Here is a 19205-nt window from a genome sequence, read left to right as displayed (position 1 = left end):
CGCGCGCGCCGCACCTACTCCTTGTCTAACGATATAGGGGTGGCGCGAATGGCCAAACATATCCTTTTGATCATCGGTGGCGGGATCGCGGCATTCAAATCGCTTGATCTGATCCGCCGCTTGCGTGAACGCGGCCATCAGGTGACGCCCGTCCTGACCCGCGCAGGGGCTGAATTCGTCACGCCGCTCAGCGTGTCGGGATTGGCCGCGACCAAGGTCTATCAGGACCTGTTTGATCTGACGGACGAGGCCGAGATGGGCCATATCGAACTGTCCCGCGCAGCCGATCTGGTGGTTGTCGCGCCCGCAACAGCGGATTTGATGGCCAAGATGGCGGGCGGACATGCCAATGATCTGGCCTCGACCCTTTTGATGGCCACGGACAAGCGTGTTCTGATCGCCCCCAGCATGAACGTGCGGATGTGGGAACACGCTGCGACCCAGCGCAATCTGGCGACACTGCTGGGCGACGGCATTCTGGTGGTTGGCCCAAACGAGGGGGATATGGCCTGCGGTGAATACGGCCCCGGTCGCATGGCCGAGCCGCTCGAGATTGTCGCGGCGATTGAAGGAGCGCTGAAAGACGGGCCGCTGCAGGGCAAGCACGTGCTTGTCACATCCGGCCCGACCCATGAACCGATTGATCCGGTGCGCTATATTGCGAACCGGTCATCGGGCGTGCAGGGCGCAGCGATTGCGCGGGCCTTGATGGGTCTGGGCGCAGATGTGACCTTTGTGACGGGCCCGGCGGATGCGGCGCCGCCGCAAGGTGTGAAGGTTGTTGCCGTGCAGACGGCTGCTGAAATGCAGGCCGCCGTGCGCGCGCACTTGCCCGCCGACGCAGCGATCTTTGCGGCGGCGGTGGCGGATTGGCGCGTGGCAGGTGCGAGCGACAGCAAGATTAAGAAAGACGGGAAAGGTATGCCAAAGTTGGCATTTACCGAAAACCCCGACATTCTGGCCGAGGTCAGCGCGCTGCGCAAAGGCCGCCCGAAACTGGTGATTGGCTTTGCTGCCGAAACCGATGATGTGATCGCCAACGCCACCGCCAAGCGCAAGCGCAAGGGCTGTGACTGGATCGTTGCCAATGATGTGTCCCCCGCGACCGGGATCATGGGCGGGCCTGAAAATGACGTGACCTTGATCACCGCAGACGGGACCGAGGACTGGCCGCGCATGGGCAAGGATGCCGTGGCTGCGCGGCTGGCGCAAAAGGTGGCCGATGCGCTGGGCTAGGGCGGTGGAGCCTCCGGCGGAAGTTATTTTGGAAGAAAAAGCGGAGGCGGGATGCCACTGATAGCCATTGAATGGGTCGATGGGGCCGATCAGAGCCTGCCTTTGCCTGCCTATCAAACGCAGGGTGCGGCGGGGGCAGATGTCTGTGCCAATTTGCCTGACCGCGGCGAGATTATTTTGGCTGCGGGCGCGCGCGTGCTGGTGCCAACGGGGTTGCGCTTGCAGATACCTGACGGGTTCGAGGTGCAGCTGCGCCCAAGGTCCGGACTTGCGCTGAAACATGGCATTACCCTGCCAAACAGCCCCGGCACGATTGACAGCGATTATCGCGGGCCCCTGGGCGTGATCGTGATGAACGCAGGGGACGCTGAATTTATCATCCGCCACGGTGACCGGATTGCCCAGATGGTTGTCGCACCCGTCGTGCAGGCGCGGTTTGCCGTTGCCGACGGCTTGGATGCGACGGCGCGCGGTGCGGGCGGTTTTGGATCGACGGGGCAAACAGGATGATCATGGTGTTGCTGATCGCGCTGGTCTTGTGGCTGATCGGCGCGGCTATGGGCGCACCGCACCGGGCGCGATGGGTCATGATTGCCGTGTTGTTTGCCGGTGTGGCCATTGTCCAGCTTGCTTTGCCGGCGGGGCATCCGCTGCGCGATGCAACGGGGGGTGATGTCAGGCTTTGGCTGATGATCGCTGTATTTGTCGGGATCGCGCTGGCATACCGCGCTGTGCTGACGCGCGTGCGCGCGCATGTGCAAGCGCGTGAACAACCGGCCACTGACGCCAGTTTCAGCGCGACAGAGCTGGACCGCTATGCCCGCCACATCGTGCTGCGCGAGGTCGGCGGGCCGGGGCAAAAGGCCCTGAAAGATGCCGCGGTTCTGGTTGTCGGCGCGGGCGGCCTTGGATCGCCTGCCCTGTTGTATCTGGCGGCGGCGGGGGTTGGCACGATTGGCGTGATTGACGACGACACAGTTGATAATTCCAACCTGCAGCGGCAAGTGATTCACCGTGACGCAGATATTGGAACGGCCAAGGTACGCTCTGCGGCCGCCGCGATGCAGGCGCAAAATCCGAACGTGGCTGTGAAAACCTACCAGCGCCGCCTGGATGATGATATCGCCGCAGCGCTGATCGCTGAATATGATCTGGTGCTGGATGGCACGGACAATTTCGCCACGCGCTATCTGGTAAACGCGACCTGTGTGCAGGCGGGTGTGCCACTCGTGGCAGCCGCGCTGACCCAGTGGGAGGGCCAGATCAGCGTCTATGACCCCGCAAAGGGCGCGCCCTGTTATCGCTGCATTTTTCCGCAAGCGCCCGATCCCGCCCTTGCGCCGTCCTGTGCCGAAGCTGGCGTCATTGGTCCGCTGCCCGGAGTCTTGGGCGCGATGATGGCCCTGGAGGCGGTCAAGGTGATCACCGGCGCTGGCGAAACACTGCGCGGGCGGATGATGATCTATGACGCGCTTTATGGTGAGACGCGCACCATCGCGATGACCCCGCGCGCGGATTGTCCAGTCTGCGGGGGATGACTCTTGCACGCGCGCCGTGTTGCGCCATACTCGGGCTGGTTCAACACTTGGGAGACTGCCATGAAACTGCTTGCCCCTCTTGCCGCTGCTGCGGCCCTGTTTGCGACAACTGCGCTGGCCGAAGGGCATTTGCCCGATCTTGACGGCCATGAAATTGTCGTCGTGACGGAAAATGCCTATCCGCCATTGCAGTTCATCGCCAATGGCGAGGCGATTGGCTGGGAATATGATGCGATGGCAGAAATTGCCAAGCGTCTGAATGCTTCGGTCGTTTATGAAAATATCAGTTGGGATGCGATGATCCCGGCGGTGTCCGAAGGTCAGTATGATATGGGCATGACCGGCATCACGATTCGCGAAGACCGCGCTGAAATCGTTGATTTTTCCGACAGTTACATGACAAGCCAGATGGTCATGCTGGTGCGCGGCGACGAGGTGCGGTTTACCGATGCCGCGTCCTTTGCGGCTGACGCCGATCTGCTGTCCGCCGCCCAGCCCGGCACGACACCGTTCTACGTGACGGTTTACGACGTGCTGGACGGTGACGAAGCCAACCCGCGCATCGTGCAGATGGAAACCTTTGGTGCGACCGTGCAAGCGCTGCGCACAGGTGACGTGGATATGGTGCTGACGGATGGCACAGCCGGTGCGGGCTATGTCGAGGCATCCGATGGCGGGCTCAAGATCATTGGCGCGCCGCTGGGCACCGAGGATTTCGGCTTTATCTTTCCCAAAGGGTCCGATCTGGTGGAGCCGATCAACGCCGCGATTGCCGATATGGCCGCTGATGGGACGCTTGAGGCGCTCAACACCAAGTGGTTCCTTGACTACAAGCTTGGCGAATAAGTTGTAAACGGGGCTGGCCCTTGGCTGGCCCCGACGTATCCTATGATCCCCCAATCCCCCAAGATCGTGACTTCCCGTGGTGGCTGCTGATTGCCGCCAGCATCGCGGCATATCTGATGTATCGGGTGGTGGCGGATGACCTTTACAATAAGGTTCTGATGACCCTGTCCAAGGGGATTTGGGTGACGATTTTCGTGACGCTGGTAGGATTCGGGCTGGCGGCACTGATTGGATTGGTGCTTGCGATGGGGTCGCTGTCGCGGTTTGTGGTGGTTCGGCAACTTTGCCGTTTCTACATCGAGATCGTGCGGGGCGTGCCGATCCTCGTGTTGTTGCTTTATGTGGCCTTTGTCATTGCGCCCGGGATGGTCGCGCTGGTGAATTGGGCGCTGGAAGGTATCGGCGCCGATCCGATCCGCACCCGTGATTTCAGCCTGATGTGGCGCGCCATTATCGCGCTGACGATCGGCTATTCCGCCTTCATTGCCGAAGTGTTCCGCGCCGGTTTGCAAAGCATCGAACGGGGCCAGATCGAGGCCGCCGAGGCGCTGGGCCTTGGGCCGTGGAACCGCTTTCGCCATATCGTTTTCCCACAGGCGTTTCGCCGGATATTGCCGCCCCTTGGCAATGATTTCATCGCGATGATCAAGGATTCCTCGCTGGTGTCCGTGCTGGGCGTGCTGGATGTGACGCAGCTGGGCAAGGTCACGGCGGCGGGCAATTTCCGCTATTTCGAGACCTATAACGTGGTCGCGCTGATCTATCTGATCATGACCGTATCGCTGTCGCTGGTCCTGCGCCGGATCGAGAAACGCTTGCGGCAAAAGGATTTCGGTTAAGCAGGTGGTGGTGCATTGCGCCCAAGAGGCCTATCTGTGATGCAAAGGAGACTTTGATGACCAACCCGCTTTTGCAGACATGGGACACGCCGTTTGGCCTGCCGCCCTTCGATCAGATTTCCGATGACGATTTCGCACCTGCCGTTGACGCTGCACTGGCCGAGGCACGCGCCAATATCGCAGCCATCACCGCCAATGCGGACGCCCCGACATTTACGAACACTATCGAGGCGCTGGACCTGTCTGATCGCCTGCTTGATCAGGCTTTGGGTGCGTTCTATGCGATGGCGGGTGCCGATAGTAACCCCGCGCGCGAAGCCCTGTCGCGGGATTTTGCACCGCTTTTGTCGGCGTTCGGTTCGGAAGTGTCATCCAACACGGACTTGTTCACGCGGATAGAAACCCTTTGGCAGGATCGCGAAAATCTGGACCTGACCGATGAACAACAGCGCGTGCTGCTGCTGACACGGCGCAATTTCGTGCGGTCGGGTGCGCAGCTTGAAGGCTACGCAGCGGATCGGCTGACCGAGGTGAAGGGGCGGCTGTCAGTGCTGGGTAACCAGTTTCGCCAAAATCTGCTGGCCGATGAACGTGACTGGTTCATGCCACTAGCTGATGCTGATCTGGCGGGATTGCCCGATTTCGTGATCGCCGCGGCGCGGGCCGCAGGTGGGGATCACGACGTTGATGGGCCGGTGGTGACACTGTCGCGCTCGTTGATTGTGCCGTTCTTGCAGTTTTGCCCGAACCGCGCCTTGCGTCAGAAAGCCTACGCAGCCTGGGCTGCGCGCGGTGCCAATGGCGGCGAAACCGATAACCGCGATATCGCCGCTGAAACCCTTGATCTGCGCGCACAGCGGGCGGATTTGCTGGGCTATGACAGCTTTGCCGAGTACAAGTTGGAGACTGAAATGGCAGGCACCCCGGATGCGGTGCGCGACCTGCTAATGAAGGTCTGGGAGCCTGCCAAGGCGGCGGCAGATGCAGACGGGATGCGCCTGCAAGCGATGATGCATAACGATGGTGAAACCGGCCCGCTTGAACCCTGGGATTGGCGCTATTATTCCGAAAAACGCCGCAAGGAAGATCACGATCTCGACGAGACCGCGCTCAAGCCGTATCTGCAACTCGACCGTATGGTCGCGGCGGCATTTTCCTGCGCTAACCGGCTATTTTCGCTAGAGTTTACGCCGATAGACGTGCCCTTGTATCATGCCGATTGCTGCGCCTGGGAGGTCACCCGCGATGGTGAGCATATCGCCGTGTTCATCGCCGATTATTTCGCGCGATCGTCAAAGCGGTCGGGGGCGTGGTGCAGCGCGATACGCAACCAGCAAAAACTGGCGGCCGACATCCGCCCGCATGTGGTGAACGTGTGCAATTTCGCCAAACCGCCCGAGGGCGAACCGGCGCTGCTGTCATATGACGATGCCCGCACGCTGTTTCATGAATTTGGCCACGCGCTGCATCAAATGCTGTCGGATGTGACCTATCAGCTGATCAGCGGCACCTCGGTGGCGCGCGATTTCGTTGAATTGCCCAGCCAGTTGTTTGAACACTGGCTTGGGGTGCCTGAGGTGCTGGAAGAATTCGCAACCCATGCCGAAACCGGCGCGCCCATGCCCCGCGATTTGCTGGACCGGATGCTGGGGGCCGCGACCTATGACATGGGGTTCCAGACCGTTGAATATCTGGCTTCGGCGCTGGTTGATCTGGCCTTTCACGAAGGCGATGCACCCACCGACCCAATGCAAAAACAGGCCGAAGTGCTGGAAGAAATCGGCATGCCGCAGGCGATTGGTATGCGCCACGCCACCCCGCATTTCGCGCATGTGTTTGCCGGTGACGGCTATTCCTGCGGTTACTACAGCTACATGTGGTCCGAGGTGATGGACGCGGATGCCTTCAAGGCATTCGAGGATGCGGGTGGGCCGTTTGATGCGGATATGGCCGCCAAGTTGGAACGGCACATCCTGTCGGCGGGCGGGTCGCAAGAGGCGCAGGATGCCTATCTCGCCTTTCGCGGACAGATGCCTGACGTGGGGCCACTTTTGCAGGGGCGGGGATTGGCCCGCACCGGCTAGCGGCTGGGATCGTCGGGGTGCGGTTTCACGCCAAGCGGATCCTTGTGGATCAAGACATCGGCGCGTGGATAGGCGTGCAGGATGGCCCGGCGTAGGGCCGCGCCGATTGCATGCGCCTGATCGAGCGTCTGGCTCCCGTCAAGTTCCACATGCAAGTTGACAAAAACCCGGCTTCCGGAGACGCGGGTTTTCAGGTCGTGAAAACCGTGAACACCCTCGAAGTCCTTTGCAATCGCGGTGATCCCGGCGATCATCTCGGGATCGGCCTGCCGATCCATCAGCGCATCCCACGCACCTTTGCCGATGCGCAACGCGCCCACGGCCAAAAGGGCCGCAGCGCCGAGCGCGACCACACTGTCAATCTGCCCCAGCCCGAATGCGGCCGAGGCCCAAAGGGCCAGTATGGCGCCTATATTGGGGATCAGGTCGCCCAGATAATGAAGGCTGTCGGCCTTGACCACGCGGTTGCCTGTCGTGCGCGCCACGCGGCGTTGCCACAGGACCAATCCCAGCGTCAGAAAGATGGAAAACACCATGATCGCCATGCCGCGCTGTTCCTGTTGGGGCAGGGTCACGCTGTCATCAAGAAGCCGCAGCACAGCGGCAACAGCGATCACACCGGCGGATATCAGAATGAACAGGGACTGGCCAAGGGCGGCCAGATCCTCGGCCGAGGTATGGCCGAAATTGTGGTCGTCGTCGGCAGGCTTGGCGGCATAGGCAATCGCCGCCAGGCCACCCAGCGACATCATCAGGTCCATCGCGCTGTCGGCCAATGTGGCGGCGACGGCCAGCGAACCGGTTTGCCCCAGGGCCCACAGCTTGGCGAGCACCAGGACAAGCGCGACCGTCACCGACAGCAGACCGGCCGACAGGTTCAGGGTTGTGTCGTGTCTAGCGCTCATGCCCAAGCTTAGTCGCGCAATTCATCCGCGCCAACACCCCATAGGGCCGACTTGGGGGCCCACCCGCGATAGCCGCCCGCCGTCAGCCGGCAATAGGTCGCGTCGCATTCGCCAAGGCGGGCAATCACGCCGATCTCAAGCACTGCGGTTTCCGGCGATGTGTCATCGGCGCGGGCATAAAGCGGCTGCATGTCCTGATCGACGATCACCGTGCGCGAGCCCGACAGCAGCGAATAATGCACCCAGCCGCCCACACCATCGCGATCAATCACACGCCGCCAGTTGCCATATTCATCGACGATTTGCAGCGGCATGCCGCGGCGGTTGAACACCCAGTCGATCCGGTGGCTCAGGGATGGTCCGCGCCTAACGTTGCTCTCATCGGCTTTCAACGACACGAATCGCGGGACAGGCAGGTTGGTGTCCGAGCCAAGTTTGACCGCGGCCTCTTGTGCCGAAGTCGTCGCTGCCATTGCCACAAGTGCAAGCACCATCAGACTGCGCGCCAAACCGATCATTGGACCACCTGTTATCTAAATCATTGCTCTGCGGCATCGGGGTTCTTGTGCCTCCTGCGCCTGACTGGCAACCTGCCAGAGAACGCGCGCATTTGAAAGCGAGAGGAGCAGATCATGCCAAGCAAACGCCTAAGTGTTGTCGTCACGCGACGGTTGCCCGATGTGGTCGAAACGCGGCTCAGCGAGCTGTTCAACGTGGAGTTGCGTGATGACGACACCCCGATGAGCGCCGAAGAACTGGCCGCTGCCATGCAGCGTGCCGATGTATTGGTGCCAGCGGTAACGGATACGCTTGATGCCAAGGTTCTGGCGCAGGCCGGTGACAAGCTCAAACTGATCGCGAATTACGGCGCGGGTGTGGACCATATCGATGTGCACACCGCCCGTCAGCGCGGCATTCTGGTGGCCAATACCCCCGGTGTCGTCACCGAGGACACTGCCGATATGACCCTTGCACTGATTTTGGCCGTGACACGCCGCATCCCCGAGGGGTTGGCGCTGATGCAGTCGGGCAATTGGGGCGGCTGGGCCCCCACGGCGATGCTGGGTGGGCGCATTGGTGGTCGCCGTCTGGGCATTTTGGGAATGGGCCGGATCGGGCAGGCGGTTGCGCGCCGCGCCGCAGCCTTTGGGATGCAGGTGCACTACCACAACCGTAAACGCCTGCGCCCCGAAATCGAGGATGCGCTTGAAGCGACCTATTGGGAAAGCCTTGACCAGATGGTTGCACGGATGGACGTGATTTCGATCAACTGTCCGCATACGCCCAGCACATTTCACCTGATGAACGCGCGGCGCTTGAAGCTGATGAAACCCGATGCGGTGATCGTGAACACCTCGCGCGGGGAGGTGATTGATGAAAATGCCCTCACAAGGATGCTGCGGGCCGGTGAACTGGGCGGCGCGGGGCTCGATGTGTTTGAACACGGATCGGAAATTAACCCCCGCCTGCGCGAATTGCCTAACGTGGTTCTGCTGCCGCACATGGGGTCAGCCACGATCGAAGGACGGGTCGAGATGGGTGAAAAAGTCATCATCAATATCAAGACATTCGATGACGGCCACCGCCCGCCCGATCTGGTCGTGCCGGGGGTGCTTTAGGGCCACTGCTCGGGCAGGTTGCCCGCGTGTTCGTCAACGATCCTGCGGTAGTGCCGCATCTGGTGGTCCAAGCCGGCGTTGTTGCTGCGTGGTTTGAGGTTCTTGGCGGTGCCAAGGTGGCGGAAGCCGCCGGGTAGGGTGGTGACCAGGTCGTCGCTGCGCAGGATTGACAGAGACAGTTGTTCGTTGCGCAGGCGGGTCGCGCCCCAGCGCGGGCGCGGGGCGGCAAAGCCGATCGCGGGTACGCCCCAGCTTTTTGCTAAAATTTGCGCCGCTGCGGCCCCCAGCGAGTGACCGATGATGAATTTCGGCGGGATATCGGCGAAGTGGTCAAAGATCGCCTTGGAGTAGGTCAGGAATCCTTGATGCCAGATCGCGCCGCTGTGGCCGGTGGCGGTGGCGCTATCCTCAAGCCGGTAGCGTTTGCCGCCGATCTTGAACACACGCAGGTTGAACAGGATATAGTCGCCCAGCGAATTGCTGCCGGGCAGCAAAAGCACACCATTGTTGAGCATGAATGCCGTGACATCGCCCTGATCCAGCGCGCGCCGGATCAGCGGGGCGACGGATGGGTGCGTCTTGGCGTGTTTTCCGGCTTCGGCCAGTTGGGCGGCGGCTTTGATGGGATACTGAAACATGGTGCCCTCCGTGATAGGTGATCACGTTAGCACAGAGCGCCGCGCATACTTATGGGGGTTTACCCGACCCTGGCGGGTTACTGGATCAACCCGCGCGTCGAGTAGCGCATGTCGTCATTATCAGGGCGTGCACCAATGACGGCTGGGGAAAACCCACCGATATTCATCATGCTCTGCGTGTCCATGCGCGCCGTAAATCCGCTTTGTGGGGCGGAACACGCACCAAGAGTCGTTACCGCAACAAGCGCGGCAATAGCGAAACGGGTCATACTACTATCCTCAACGGAGCCGCTATTGGCGCAGCCCTCATTTGTTTAACTCCCTGCAATATAGCAGTGATTTGCGCGATAGCGATATGTGACTGTGCGCGATTGTTTCCCCTGCGGCAAAAATGCCGCGCAGGTCAACGAGGGGCAGATACACTCCGGAGCATCTAGCGGTATACCTGATCCTCGGACGGGAATGAGCGGTCTTTCACCTCTTGGGCGTAACGTTTCACGGAATCCTCGATCATCGGCCCCAGTGAGCCATAGACTTTGACAAATTTCGGGGTCCAGGGATTCATCCCCAGCATATCCTCGAGCACCAGAATTTGCCCGTCACATTCGGCTGACGCGCCGATGCCAATGGTCGGAATGTCGATCTGTTTGGTAATCTTGGCCGCGAGCGGTTCAACCATACCTTCCAACACGACTGCAAAGGCGCCCGCCTGTGCCACAGCGCGCGCGTCTTCTTCATGGGCGGCCCATGTTTCCTGATTGCGGCCTTGGGTCTTGAACCCGCCCATCACGTGGCTGGACTGCGGCGTCAGGCCCGTGTGCGCCATCACCGGAATCCCGCGCTCGACCAGAAAGTGGATGGTTTCGGCCATGCGCGCGCCGCCTTCCAGTTTCACCGCGCCACAGCCGGTTTCCTTCATGATCTTGGCGGCGTTGCGAAAGGCGATATTGGGCGATTCCTCGTAGGTTCCAAAGGGCATATCCACCACGATCAGCGCCTTTTTCGTGCCACGCACAACGGCCTTGCCATGCATGATCATCAGATCCAGCGGCACACCTACGGTGCTGTCCATGCCGTGCATGACCATGCCCAGACTGTCCCCCACGAGGATGAAATCGGCGTATTTGTCGACAATCGCGGCTGTATGCGCGTGATAGGATGTCAGCGACACGATTGGGTCGCCGTTCTTGCGGCTCGCGATTTGCGGCACGGTGTTGCGGCGGATGGTTTCGGTCTGGCTGCTCATGGTGTGATCTCTCGCTGGTCAATTAGCATGACGGGGTTGTCGCTTGGGCCAAATTCGACTGAAAGCATGATCGCAATCGGCCCTTTCATCAGCCCCGTTGCGGGGGCAAGGGTGGCGGGTTCAACGATATCGACGGCGCGCAGACGGGCGCGCGGTTCGGCGTTGATTGTGGTGCGCAGGGCCTGGTCAATCCGGTCTATGGGAACGCCGCGGCCCGCTTCGGTCTGCGCCTTGTCGAGCGCACGCGACAGGACAACAGCCGCATTGCGGTCGTCCTCTGCCAGCCGCACATTGCGCGATGACATGGCAAGCCCGTCCGGTTCACGCACGGTCGGGATGCCAACGATGTCCAGCGGCATATGCAGGTCACGCGCCATGCGTTTGATGACCTGCAACTGCTGATAGTCCTTTTCGCCGAAATAGGCAGCATCGGGTTGGGTGATGTTGAACAGCTTGGTCACAACCGTCGCCACGCCGCGATAATGCCCCGGGCGCACAAGCCCGTGCAACACGTTCGCCAGCCGCGTGGTTTCAACGATGGTTTCGTCGCTTTCGGGGTAAATTTCACGGGCATCGGGGATCAGCACCGCATCGACGCCCGCATCGCGCAGCGTCGCCAGATCGGCGTCTTCGGTGCGGGGATAGCTGGCAAGGTCTTTGGGGTCGCCAAACTGTGTTGGGTTCACGAAAATCGTGGCGACCACACGGGCGTGCGCGGTTTTGGCCGCCATGACCAGCGCCATATGGCCCGCGTGCAGCGCGCCCATAGTCGTCACAAGCCCGACCGTGTCGCCAGCGGCGCGAAATCCCGCGATCGCAGCGCGGATGTCGGAAATGGACCGGCAGACCTGCATTTCATCCCCAAAAGCAACAATCTTGCGCCATTGTTACTGCCCTGCAGGACGCTTCACAACTGCCCGCTGTCGCAATTGCGCCAAAGGTGGTCGGGACACTCTCGCCCCGCCGCAGGATTTGCGCCAAATTGCGGCCAACGAAATGCGCCAGCGAAAGAGTCGCCCCATGAAAACCAATGTCAAAGCCCTCGTTGTCGGCGGTGGTGCCGTCGGCACCTCGATTGCCTATCACCTTGCCAAAGCGGGCTGGAAGGACGTCATGCTGTTGGAACGCGATGAGCTGACATCGGGGTCCACCTGGCACGCGGCCGGGCTGTTGCCGCTGTTCAACATGTCTTTTGCTACGACGCACATCCACAAGTACTCGGTCGATTTCTACAAATCGCTCGAGGCGGAAACCGGCCTGAACGCGGGCTTTGCCGTGGTCGGGAACCTGCGCATGGCGCAGACGGATGAACGCATGGACGAATACATGCTTTATGCATCGACTGCCGAAACATGCGATGTGCCCTATCAGTGGCTGACCCCTGATGAGATCAAGGAGCGCTGGCCGCTGATCCGCACTGACGATCTGAAAGGCGCGCTTTATCACCACACCGACGGTTATATTAACCCCGCCGATGTGACGCAGGCGATGGCCAAGGGTGCGCGCCAGCACGGGGCTGTGATTGAACGCAAATGGCAGGCGGATGCGTTCCACTGGACCGGGTCGGCGTGGGAGGTCACCTGCACCAAGATGGTGGAAAAGGGCGGCAATCTGGTCGCATCGGATGAACAGATCGTCATTACGGCCGAACATGTGGTGACCGCCTCGGGTAACCACGCCCAGACAACGGCGAAAAAGCTGGGCATCAAGATTCCGGCCATTCCGGTGGAACACCAGTTCATCGTCATGGACCAAGACCCTGCGCTGGTCGAATACCGCAAGAACGGCGGCGCCGAACACCCCGTTGTGCGCGATGCCGATGCGCAATCCTATGTGCGCGAAGAACGTGGCGGGTGGATTCTGGGTGTCTACGAGAAAAACGCGCCTGCGGTGTTTGAATACGGTGTGCCAGACAGCTTTCGCGCCGATCTGTTTCCCCTCGATCTGGAGCGGATCGAGGACCAGTATATGGCGATGATCCACCGCGTGCCGTCCTGCGAAGACAGCGGCCTCAAGGATGATTTCAACGGCCCGATTTGCTATACGCCCGATGGCAACCCGCTGGTTGGTCCGGCACCTGGCCTGCGCAATATGTGGCTGGCCGAAGGGTTTTCGTTCGGGATCACCGCCGCTGGCGGCACCGGCTATTACCTGGCGCAGATGATGGTCGAGGGCGAGGCCGAGATCGACATGGCGTCCCTGGACCCCAAGCGCTACGGCGACTGGATGACCACCGAATTCGCCGCCCGCAAGAACGAAGAATGTTACGACCACGTTTATATTCTGCACCACCCCGACGAAGAACGCCCCGCGTGCCGTCCGCTGCGCACATCGCCCGCCTATGACCGGCAGGCAGCCCGCGGCGCCCAGTTCGGCTGGGTCAATGGCTGGGAGCGCCCCAATTACTATGCGCCGATGGGGTTCAATGATCACGACGCGCGGTCCTTCCGCCGTGGCGGCTGGTGGCAATATGCGGTCGACGAGGCCAAGGCGATCCGCGAGGGCGTTGGTTTGGTCGATGCGACAGCTTTCACCAAGCACATCGTAAAGGGGCCCGGCGCGACGGCGTTTCTGGACTGGTTCACCACCAACAAACTGCCCCGCGTGGGCCGGATCAACCTGACCTATGCACTGACGGCCCACGGCACGACCCGCACCGAATACACCATCGTGCGCCTATCTGAGGATGAATATTATCTGGTCTCTGCAGGGGCTTGGACGGAATATGACGCGGACTATCTGCGCAAGGCGATCGAAGACAAAGAGCCCGAATTTGGCCGGATCGACTGCCAGAATGTCACGACCCAATGGGGCGTGTTTGCCATCGCTGGCCCGAAATCGCGCGACGTTCTGAATGCGGTGATCAAGGACGCCGAGCCGGAAACCGCGCTGTCCAACAAGCGCTTCCCGTGGTTGTCGGCGAAAAAGATCGAGTTGGGCATGTGCCCCGTCAACGCCATCCGGGTGGCCTATACGGGTGAATTGGGATGGGAACTGCACCACCCGATTGAAATGCAGAACTATCTGTTCGACCTGCTGGAAAAGGCGGGCGAACCGCACGGCATGAAACTGGTCGGGGCACGGGCGCAAAACTGGCTGCGGATGGAAAAATCCTACCGCGCCTTCGGCACGGAACTGGGCCGTGATGCGACCCCTCTCGAGGCAGACTTGCCGCGTTTTGTGGATCTGTCGAAAGATTTTCACGGCAAGGCGGAGATGGAGGCCAAGGGTATTCGCGCCAAATGCGTCACCCTGTTGATCGACGGCCCTGATGACGCCGATCCCTGGGGACGCGAGGCGCTGTATCACGGAGAGACCCGCACCGGTCGCCTGACCTCGGGCGGGTATTCCGTGGCGTTCGGGACATCCATTGGCATGGGCTATGTCAAACCTGAACATGCTGTGGTGGGCACCAAGTTGCAGGTGAAAATGCTGGACAAACTGTGGAATTGCGAAATTGTTGAGGACAGCCCCTATGACCCCGCCAATGCCACGATCCGCAAGGACGCCTAGCGACCAAAACGCCGTGAAAAGACCCCGCAATATCGGGGTCTTTTACCTGGAACGACCCTCATATCGCCGCAATTGCGCCCTGCGCTTGTCCGTTTGACCTGCCAGATTGGCCGCAATCCGGTCAATAGCGGAGTGAGCAGAGATGAGACATCACCCTGAGTTGCAGGCGCTTGCGCCATGGGTTGCCGCCTTTGGGGTCGCGCCACATACACAGATTGCCACGCCAAACGGGTTGCGGTCCGCGCAGGACTTGCGTGTTTGCGATCTTGTGACCACCCGCGATGATGGTGCCATGCCGATCAGCGATGTGCGCGAGGCCGTGGCGGCCCCCGCCGAACGGGCGCATTATCCGGTGCGTATTTCCAAAGGCGCGCTTGGCTTTGGCCTGCCCCGCGCGGACCTTGATCTTGGCCCGCAGCATCGTGTGCTGTTTCAGCATATCCGTGTCCCGCTCTTGTTCGGAGAGGACGCCGTGTTGGTGCGTGCCAAATCACTGGCCGCATCCCACGATGGGGTGGCGGTGCAGCGCGCCGTGGTGCCGCCCACCTATGTTCAGATCACCCTGCCCAAACAAGCGGTGATCTTTGCCAATGGCGTGCCCGTCGAAAGCCTGCTGGCGGATGGTGCCTGTGAGCTGCCGTTCATCACCCTGCGCAGTTGGGAAGTGATGGCGGCGGTCGCCTGAGCCACCTAACCTTGGAGCTCCAGAAACTGCGCGTGGTGCCGTGCCATCAGGGACGGGTCCGGCAGAAACCGTTCCGGGGTTTCCAGCCTGTCATGGCCTTGCATCAACACATCCCTTGCCCGATCCCCAAGGCGCGCGGAAACAACGATCCTGTGCGTGGCGTCAAACGAAATAAGGTGGCGGTCGAATGCGCGGTCGTGCAGGGCGTTCAGGCACAGCCCGTTGCGCGGGTTCATCCGGTTGCCTGGGTCATCCGCCCAGCCGACAATATGCGAGGCGGTCAGTAGGGCTGGATCGCAAATGCCAGTCATGGCACAGCGCCCCTGATACGATGTCAGGATCATGCGGCGAAAGAATGACTGCCCGTCACGGGCTGTCGCGTTGACCTGCCGGTCGCGCCCTTCTCGCCATCCCGGACCATGGTGCTGTGATGGGTGCGGCGGATAGAGGCCACCAAGACGCAGGCCGGCGGCGATCACAGGGTCCGGATTGGCCAGAAATTCTGCCCAGACCGCGCGATCGGTCGCGCTTGCATTGGCCATCCCCTTTTGTGGCAGAGTATCATCAAGCGCGGCGAGATTTCCTAGTTTCAGGGCCACGGCGCTGGGCGTGCGCCCCAACTGACGGGCCAGGGTGATCATATCGGGATTGGTTTTGTGGAAACGGCCGAAATTGGTGCGCAGGTAAAGCGCGAGGGCGGCGCGGACCTCGGCCATGTTCCAATTGCGCCGTTGCGCCATCAGCCGAACCGTGCCGGATCGACAGCGGCGACGATCTCGGGGTCGATTGCGGGGGGCGTGCCGCCGATCAGATCGGCCAAAAGCTGGCTGGCGGCGGGGGCGGTTTGAAAGCCGTAGCCGCCCTGCCCAGCGCACCAGACAAAGTTTGGCATGCCCGTGTCGCGGCCCAACACCAACTGCCGGTCCGGCGCGAATGTGCGCAGGCCCGCCCAGTTCGCCAGCATCCGCGTGACCGGTTCGGTGACGTGTTCTTCATAGCGCGCCAGCCCTTCGGCCAGAACCATATCATCGGCCCATGCGTCATGCGGGTCGCAGGGGTCTTCCTCGGCGGGAGAAACGATGAGTGCGCCCGCGTCCGGTTTGCAATACCAATCTTCGCCCGCGCCAAAGACCATCGGCCATTTTGACATGTCATGCCCGCCGGGCGCGGGGATGCGCGCCATCGACCGGCGCAGCGGCGTGAAGCCAAGGGGTGTGACACCCGCCATTTGCGCAATCTGATCGACCCATGCGCCTGCGGCGTTGACCAGTGTCGTACCTTCATGGATTTGATCCCCGGCGACGACCTGCCAGCCGCTCGCGCTGCGTGTGATCGCATTAACGGGCGCGCCCGTGGCGATCTGCCCGCCGTTTGCACGCACTTCGCGGGCGAAATTCTGGATCAGCAGATCGGTGTCGATGTCCCATGCCGACGTGTCGATTGCGGCGCGGTCCACGACGGCGGTGTTCAGGATCGGCACCAGCGATTTTGCCTCCTGCGCGGTGATTTCGCTCAGCCCCATATCTGCGATGTCTTTGCGAAAGGCCGCGTCGGTTGCGCTGGTTCCGACCAGCATCAATCCGCGCGGGGACAACACACCGCCGTTGGCCGTCGCGTGATAGTCTTTTGAGGCGCGATTGAGGGCAATGACCGAGGGTTTGCCATAGCTTTCCTCGAACAACGCGGCCGAGCGGCCCGAGGCGTGATATGCCAATGCGCTTTCGCGTTCCAAGACCGTGACGCGCCCCAGATGAGAAAGCCGCGCGCCAGCGGAAATGCCCGCGATACCGCCGCCAATGATGATAAAGTCCTGCATGGGATGCGCCTTGGAAAGGTGTGTTGCGCCAAGGCTAGATCACCGCGCGGCGCTGCGAAAGACCCCAGTTCGAGGGGGTGGGGCAAGACCCACCTTACGAGTGGCGCCGCTGCGTCAGGCGGGGCACGACCCGCCCGACCCAAATGCAAAAGGCCCGCCGTGGCGGGCCTTCGCGTGTCGTCTTGCAAAGGGTTAGGATGGAATGTCGCCGTCCACACCTTCGACATAGAAGTTCAGACCGGCAAGCGCACCATCATCGGCAATCTCGCCCTCGGCCAGCCAGACGGAACCATCCTGCTTGTTGATCGGCCCCGTGAACGGGTGGTAGCTGCCATCGGCGATTGCATCGCGCATGGCTTCGGCTTCGGCTTTGACGTCTGCTGGCACCACGTCGGAAATCTCGCCGATACCGACCATGCCAGTGCCGATGCCGTCCCAGCGGTTCGACGTTTCCCAAGTGCCATCCATGACCGCTTGCACACGTTCGATGTAGTAGGGTGCCCAGTTGTCGATGATCGAACTGATCCGCGGCATCGGTGCATATTCCGCCATATCCGCTGCCTGACCAAAGGTGTAAACGCCACCCGCTTCCTTGGCCGCTGCGTGGGGTGCCGTGGAATCGGTATGTTGCAGGATCACATCGCAGCCCTGTTCGATCAGCGCCTTGGCCGCATCGGCTTCCTTGGCGGGGTTCAGCCATTCAAAGATCCAGATGATCTTGAACTCTACATCCGGGTTCACCTTGGAGGCATGCAGATAGGCCGAGTTAATGCCGCGCACAACTTCGGGGATCGGCACGGATGCGATATAGCCCACCTTGTTGGTTTTGGTCATCTTGCCGGTGAGGTGCCCCTGAATGGCGCGCCCTTCGTAGAAACGCGCCGAATAGGTGGAAACGTTTTCAGCCGATTTGTAGCCGGTCGCATGTTCAAATTTCACATTCGGGAACTTGGCCGCAACGTTGATCGTTGGATCCATGAAACCAAACGAGGTCGTAAAGATGATGTCGGCACCGCCAAGGGCCATCTGGGTGATCGCACGTTCGGCATCGGGGCCTTCGGGCACGGATTCCTGATACACCAGCTCAACAGCATCGCCGAAATAAGTGACCATTTCGAGGGCTGAATGGTGGTGATACTGGGTCCAGCCGCCATCGTTGATCGGACCGACATAAATAAAGCCGACCTTGGTTTTCTCCTGCGCGCGCAGCGGCGCGCCAAAGGCTGTCGCGAGTGCAGCGGCGGCACCGGATGCAAGCAGTGTTCTACGTTTCATATTGATAGTCTCCCAAGTGTTGGACCGGTAGCAGACCCGGCGGTATTGGCCCCGCGCATTAGCGCGACGCGTGGAAAGTTTTGCCCAGCGATCCCGGCCCCCGGCTGCCCGACAGCAGCACCAGAACAAGGATCGTGGCAATATACGGTGACATGGAAAGGTATTCTACGGGGATGGCAAGCCCCGTCGCCTGCAAGTTCAACTGCAAGGCGGTGACACCGCCAAAAAGATAGGCACCGACAACCAAACGGCCCGGTTTCCAGCCAGCAAAGACAACGATCGCCAATGCGATCCAGCCTGCGCCCGCAGTGATTCCATCGGTCCACTGTGGCACGCGCACAAGGCTGATATAGGCCCCGCCAAGACCCGCGCAGGCCCCGCCAAACAGGATTGCCCCAAAACGGATCAGGCGGACGTTGTAACCCAGCGCATGGGCCGCCTCGTGGTTTTCACCAACGGCGCGCAGGATCATCCCGCCGCGCGTGTAGCGCAGGAATGCCCCGACCGCGACGACCAGCGCAATCGAGGCGTAGACCACCAGATCGTGATTGAACAGGATATGTCCCAGCGCAGGTATGTCCGACAGTAGCGGGATCGCCAGTTTCGGCACCAATACTTCGGTGTCGGTGGTGTAGCCTTGTCCGACCATCGCCGCGAGCCCGACGCCAAACAACGTCAGCGCAAGGCCCGTGGCGACCTGATTGGTCAACAAAACAAGCGTCAGCACGCCAAATATCGCGGCCACTGCGGCCCCGCCTGCGGCGGCCCCCAGAAAACCGGCAAAGGCCGAGGACGTTTCGTGCCCCACGATATACCCGCAGACCGCGCCGGTAATCATCATGCCTTCAACCCCAAGGTTCAGCACACCTGCGCGTTCGACGACCAGCTCGCCGATCGCGGCCAGCAGGATCGGGGTTGATGCGACGATCACCGCCGCCAAGAGAAAGATCGGATTGATATCCATC

19 protein-coding genes are annotated in these 19205 nt (G+C 61.1%); 9 read left to right on the top strand and 10 right to left on the bottom strand.

Translation table 11 applies throughout. The annotated features are described in order from the left end of the window. Window positions 1-48 precede the first annotated feature (48 nt). The 6 genes from coaBC to FTO60_RS13480 are packed head-to-tail and all read left to right on the top strand — an operon-like array spanning window position 49 to window position 6543. The gene (gene coaBC, locus FTO60_RS13505; RefSeq protein WP_148056450.1) at window positions 49-1236 is read left to right on the top strand and encodes a bifunctional phosphopantothenoylcysteine decarboxylase/phosphopantothenate--cysteine ligase CoaBC; all 1188 of its coding nucleotides are present in this window, start codon (window positions 49-51) and stop codon (window positions 1234-1236) included. Window positions 1237-1287: 51 nt separating this feature from the next. Further along, complete coding sequence (dut, locus tag FTO60_RS13500; RefSeq protein WP_148056449.1) at window positions 1288-1746, top strand: dUTP diphosphatase; 459 nt, start codon at window positions 1288-1290, stop codon at window positions 1744-1746. Then, the gene (locus FTO60_RS13495) at window positions 1743-2774 is read left to right on the top strand and encodes a molybdopterin-synthase adenylyltransferase MoeB (RefSeq protein ID WP_148056448.1); all 1032 of its coding nucleotides are present in this window, start codon (window positions 1743-1745) and stop codon (window positions 2772-2774) included. The genes dut and FTO60_RS13495 overlap by 4 nt, the downstream gene beginning before the upstream one ends. A 60-nt stretch (window positions 2775-2834) precedes the next feature. Further along, complete coding sequence (locus tag FTO60_RS13490; RefSeq protein WP_148056447.1) at window positions 2835-3620, top strand: transporter substrate-binding domain-containing protein; 786 nt, start codon at window positions 2835-2837, stop codon at window positions 3618-3620. A 20-nt stretch (window positions 3621-3640) separates the two neighbouring features. Further along, complete coding sequence (locus FTO60_RS13485) at window positions 3641-4459, top strand: amino acid ABC transporter permease (RefSeq protein ID WP_254696811.1); 819 nt, start codon at window positions 3641-3643, stop codon at window positions 4457-4459. 56 nt (window positions 4460-4515) lie between these two features. Next, on the top strand, window positions 4516-6543 hold the full coding sequence (locus tag FTO60_RS13480; protein ID WP_148056446.1) for a M3 family metallopeptidase: 2028 nt from the start codon (window positions 4516-4518) through the stop codon (window positions 6541-6543). On the opposite strand, the gene FTO60_RS13475 is transcribed toward FTO60_RS13480, so the two are convergent. Both FTO60_RS13475 and FTO60_RS13470 read right to left on the bottom strand, forming a co-directional pair. Continuing rightward, window positions 6540-7448, bottom strand: a complete 909-nt coding sequence (locus FTO60_RS13475; protein ID WP_148056445.1) for a cation diffusion facilitator family transporter — start codon at window positions 7446-7448, stop codon at window positions 6540-6542. The genes FTO60_RS13480 and FTO60_RS13475 overlap by 4 nt on opposite strands. A gap of 8 nt (window positions 7449-7456) precedes the next feature. Continuing rightward, window positions 7457-7966: an SH3 domain-containing protein gene (locus FTO60_RS13470; protein WP_148056444.1), complete on the bottom strand. Its 510-nt coding sequence runs from the start codon at window positions 7964-7966 to the stop codon at window positions 7457-7459. 114 nt (window positions 7967-8080) lie between these two features. Here FTO60_RS13470 and FTO60_RS13465 point away from each other — a divergent pair, with 114 nt between their 5' ends. Further along, window positions 8081-9067, top strand: coding sequence for a D-glycerate dehydrogenase (locus tag FTO60_RS13465; protein WP_148056443.1), 987 nt, complete (start codon window positions 8081-8083; stop codon window positions 9065-9067). On the opposite strand, the gene FTO60_RS13460 is transcribed toward FTO60_RS13465, so the two are convergent. The 4 genes from FTO60_RS13460 to panC form a co-directional block, all read right to left on the bottom strand. Beyond that, entirely contained in the window at window positions 9064-9705 is a 642-nt protein-coding gene (locus FTO60_RS13460) for a hypothetical protein (RefSeq protein WP_148056442.1), read from the bottom strand. The genes FTO60_RS13465 and FTO60_RS13460 overlap by 4 nt on opposite strands. A 77-nt stretch (window positions 9706-9782) precedes the next feature. Then, complete coding sequence (locus tag FTO60_RS13455) at window positions 9783-9974, bottom strand: hypothetical protein (protein ID WP_148056441.1); 192 nt, start codon at window positions 9972-9974, stop codon at window positions 9783-9785. 164 nt (window positions 9975-10138) lie between these two features. After that, window positions 10139-10951, bottom strand: coding sequence for a 3-methyl-2-oxobutanoate hydroxymethyltransferase (panB, locus tag FTO60_RS13450; protein WP_148056440.1), 813 nt, complete (start codon window positions 10949-10951; stop codon window positions 10139-10141). Beyond that, entirely contained in the window at window positions 10948-11805 is an 858-nt protein-coding gene (gene panC, locus FTO60_RS13445) for a pantoate--beta-alanine ligase (RefSeq protein WP_148056439.1), read from the bottom strand. The genes panB and panC overlap by 4 nt, the downstream gene beginning before the upstream one ends. Window positions 11806-11971: 166 nt before the next feature. Here panC and FTO60_RS13440 point away from each other — a divergent pair, with 166 nt between their 5' ends. Together FTO60_RS13440 and FTO60_RS13435 are read left to right on the top strand one after the other, a co-directional pair. Then, window positions 11972-14464, top strand: a complete 2493-nt coding sequence (locus FTO60_RS13440) for an FAD-dependent oxidoreductase (protein WP_148056438.1) — start codon at window positions 11972-11974, stop codon at window positions 14462-14464. A 142-nt stretch (window positions 14465-14606) separates the two neighbouring features. Then, on the top strand, window positions 14607-15149 hold the full coding sequence (locus FTO60_RS13435) for a Hint domain-containing protein (RefSeq protein ID WP_148056437.1): 543 nt from the start codon (window positions 14607-14609) through the stop codon (window positions 15147-15149). 5 nt (window positions 15150-15154) lie between these two features. Here FTO60_RS13435 and FTO60_RS13430 read toward each other — a convergent pair whose 3' ends face one another. From FTO60_RS13430 to FTO60_RS13415, 4 genes are all read right to left on the bottom strand, one after another. Beyond that, window positions 15155-15889, bottom strand: a complete 735-nt coding sequence (locus FTO60_RS13430) for an HNH endonuclease (protein WP_148056436.1) — start codon at window positions 15887-15889, stop codon at window positions 15155-15157. After that, window positions 15889-16965 (bottom strand): FAD-binding oxidoreductase, encoded by a 1077-nt coding sequence (locus tag FTO60_RS13425; RefSeq protein WP_148056435.1) that lies wholly within the window; start codon window positions 16963-16965, stop codon window positions 15889-15891. The genes FTO60_RS13430 and FTO60_RS13425 overlap by 1 nt, the downstream gene beginning before the upstream one ends. A gap of 192 nt (window positions 16966-17157) precedes the next feature. Continuing rightward, the gene (locus tag FTO60_RS13420) at window positions 17158-18240 is read right to left on the bottom strand and encodes a BMP family ABC transporter substrate-binding protein (RefSeq protein WP_148056434.1); all 1083 of its coding nucleotides are present in this window, start codon (window positions 18238-18240) and stop codon (window positions 17158-17160) included. Window positions 18241-18298: 58 nt separating this feature from the next. Further along, window positions 18299-19204 carry an ABC transporter permease gene (locus tag FTO60_RS13415; protein ID WP_148056433.1) on the bottom strand — a complete coding sequence of 302 codons (906 nt, stop codon included), beginning with the start codon at window positions 19202-19204 and terminating at the stop codon, window positions 18299-18301. Window position 19205 lies beyond the last annotated feature (1 nt).

This window comes from Octadecabacter sp. SW4 (assembly GCF_008065155.1).
Taxonomy (GTDB): Bacteria; Pseudomonadota; Alphaproteobacteria; order Rhodobacterales; family Rhodobacteraceae; genus SW4.
This window is presented reverse-complemented; position numbering and strand designations above follow the sequence as displayed.

What these genes read in the sequence shown, in the direction of transcription:
- coaBC (WP_148056450.1), top strand. Translation starts at nt 49, where the DNA reads ATGGCCAAACATATCCTTTTGATCATCGGTGGCGGGATCGCGGCATTC.
- dut (WP_148056449.1), top strand. Translation starts at nt 1,288, where the DNA reads ATGCCACTGATAGCCATTGAATGGGTCGATGGGGCCGATCAGAGCCTG.
- FTO60_RS13495 (WP_148056448.1), top strand. Translation starts at nt 1,743, where the DNA reads ATGATCATGGTGTTGCTGATCGCGCTGGTCTTGTGGCTGATCGGCGCG.
- FTO60_RS13490 (WP_148056447.1), top strand. Translation starts at nt 2,835, where the DNA reads ATGAAACTGCTTGCCCCTCTTGCCGCTGCTGCGGCCCTGTTTGCGACA.
- FTO60_RS13480 (WP_148056446.1), top strand. Translation starts at nt 4,516, where the DNA reads ATGACCAACCCGCTTTTGCAGACATGGGACACGCCGTTTGGCCTGCCG.
- FTO60_RS13475 (WP_148056445.1), bottom strand. Translation starts at nt 7,448, where the DNA reads ATGAGCGCTAGACACGACACAACCCTGAACCTGTCGGCCGGTCTGCTG.
- FTO60_RS13470 (WP_148056444.1), bottom strand. Translation starts at nt 7,966, where the DNA reads ATGATCGGTTTGGCGCGCAGTCTGATGGTGCTTGCACTTGTGGCAATG.
- FTO60_RS13465 (WP_148056443.1), top strand. Translation starts at nt 8,081, where the DNA reads ATGCCAAGCAAACGCCTAAGTGTTGTCGTCACGCGACGGTTGCCCGAT.
- FTO60_RS13460 (WP_148056442.1), bottom strand. Translation starts at nt 9,705, where the DNA reads ATGTTTCAGTATCCCATCAAAGCCGCCGCCCAACTGGCCGAAGCCGGA.
- FTO60_RS13455 (WP_148056441.1), bottom strand. Translation starts at nt 9,974, where the DNA reads ATGACCCGTTTCGCTATTGCCGCGCTTGTTGCGGTAACGACTCTTGGT.
- panB (WP_148056440.1), bottom strand. Translation starts at nt 10,951, where the DNA reads ATGAGCAGCCAGACCGAAACCATCCGCCGCAACACCGTGCCGCAAATC.
- panC (WP_148056439.1), bottom strand. Translation starts at nt 11,805, where the DNA reads ATGCAGGTCTGCCGGTCCATTTCCGACATCCGCGCTGCGATCGCGGGA.
- FTO60_RS13440 (WP_148056438.1), top strand. Translation starts at nt 11,972, where the DNA reads ATGAAAACCAATGTCAAAGCCCTCGTTGTCGGCGGTGGTGCCGTCGGC.
- FTO60_RS13435 (WP_148056437.1), top strand. Translation starts at nt 14,607, where the DNA reads ATGAGACATCACCCTGAGTTGCAGGCGCTTGCGCCATGGGTTGCCGCC.
- FTO60_RS13430 (WP_148056436.1), bottom strand. Translation starts at nt 15,889, where the DNA reads ATGGCGCAACGGCGCAATTGGAACATGGCCGAGGTCCGCGCCGCCCTC.
- FTO60_RS13425 (WP_148056435.1), bottom strand. Translation starts at nt 16,965, where the DNA reads ATGCAGGACTTTATCATCATTGGCGGCGGTATCGCGGGCATTTCCGCT.
- FTO60_RS13420 (WP_148056434.1), bottom strand. Translation starts at nt 18,240, where the DNA reads ATGAAACGTAGAACACTGCTTGCATCCGGTGCCGCCGCTGCACTCGCG.
- FTO60_RS13415 (WP_148056433.1), bottom strand. Translation starts at nt 19,204, where the DNA reads ATGGATATCAATCCGATCTTTCTCTTGGCGGCGGTGATCGTCGCATCA.